General features: G+C 68.6%; 2 protein-coding genes. Both read left to right on the top strand.

Annotation, left to right across the window (positions count from 1 at the left end; translation table 11 throughout):
• On the top strand, positions 1-517 hold a 517-nt coding region (locus tag OXS31_RS23330; RefSeq protein WP_267402357.1), incomplete at its 5' end, for a DegT/DnrJ/EryC1/StrS family aminotransferase.
• Positions 514-1494, top strand: a 981-nt coding sequence (gene arnC / locus OXS31_RS23325) for an undecaprenyl-phosphate 4-deoxy-4-formamido-L-arabinose transferase (protein WP_267402355.1), incomplete at its 3' end; no start/stop codon positions are given. The genes OXS31_RS23330 and arnC, both read left to right, overlap by 4 nt.

Below are 1494 nucleotides of genomic sequence, written 5' to 3'. Positions count from 1 at the left end.
CCTGGCGGTGGATGCCTTCGACCGCCAGACCCTGGGTCGCAAGCCCCAGGCCCAGGTGCAGGAGCCCGGCTTCAAGTACAACCTCTCGGACATCCACGCCGCCCTGGCCCTGGTGCAGCTGGATCGCCTGGGCGACATCAACAGCCGTCGCCGGCTGCTGGCCCAGGCCTACACCCAGCGCCTGGCCCAGCTGCCGGTCGCGCCCCTGGCGCTGCCCGACTACGCCCAGACCCATGCCTGGCACCTCTACATCCTGCGCATCTGCCCCGAGCGGTGCGGGATGGAGCGCGAAGCCTTCATGGCTGGCCTCAAGGCGCGCGGCATCGGCACCGGCATCCATTTCACCGCCACCCACCTGCATCCCTGGTACCGCGAGCGCTGGCCCGAGCTGGCGCTGCCCAACAGCGAATGGAATTCGGCACGGCTGTGCTCCATCCCGCTGTTTCCCGACATGACCCTCGCCGACGTCGACCGCGTGGTCGGCGCCATCGAAGACCTGCTGGAGAAAGGCGCATGAAGCCCTATGCCATCGACCGGGTATCCGTGGTGATCCCCGTCTACAACGAAGAAGCCAGCCTGCCGGAACTCTTGCGCCGCACCCGCGCCGCCTGCCGCCTGCTGGATTGCCAGGTGGAGATCATCCTGGTCGACGACGGCAGTCGCGACCGCAGCGCCGAGATCCTGCAGCGGGCCGCCAGCGAGCCGGACAGCCCGGTCGTGGCGGTGCTGCTCAATCGCAACTACGGCCAGCACTCGGCGATCCTCGCCGGCTTCGAGCAGGCCCGGGGCGATCTGATCATCACCCTGGACGCCGATCTGCAGAATCCGCCGGAAGAGATCCCGCGCCTGGTGCACACCGCCGCCCAGGGCTACGACGTGGTCGGCACCGTGCGCCAGCAGCGCCAGGATTCCTACCTGCGCACCCTGCCGTCGCGGCTGATCAATCGCGCCGTGCAGCGCTCCACCGGCGTCGCCATGCGCGACTACGGCTGCATGCTGCGCGCCTATCGCCGCCAGGTGGTGCAGTCGATGCTGGCCTGCCACGAGCGCAGCACCTTCATCCCGATCCTGGCCAACAGCTTCGCCCGCCACACCACCGAGATCGAGGTGGCCCACGCCGAGCGCGAACACGGGGATTCCAAGTACGGCTTCCTCAAGCTGATCAACCTGATGTTCGACCTACTGACCTGCATGACCACCACCCCGCTGCGCATGCTCAGCCTGTTCGGCGGTGGCCTGGCGGTCTTCGGCTTCCTCTTCGCCGCGCTGCTGCTGGTGCTGCGCGTCACCCACGGCGCCGAGTGGGCGGCCGATGGCGTGTTCTCGCTGTTCGCCGTGCTGTTCATCTTTACCGGCGCCCAGTTCGTCGGCCTCGGTCTGCTCGGCGAGTACCTCGGCCGGGTGTACCACGACGTCCGTGCCCGGCCCCGGTTCCACGTGGAACAAGTGATCCGCGCCGCCACCCTTTCTCCTTCGCCGGCGCCGCTGCGCCAG

Source organism: Pseudomonas sp. GM_Psu_1 (assembly GCF_026544185.1).
Taxonomy (GTDB): Bacteria; Pseudomonadota; Gammaproteobacteria; order Pseudomonadales; family Pseudomonadaceae; genus Chryseomonas; species Chryseomonas oryzihabitans.
The sequence above is the reverse complement of the archived record's forward strand: the minus strand, read 5'-3'. Positions and strand labels throughout refer to the sequence as shown.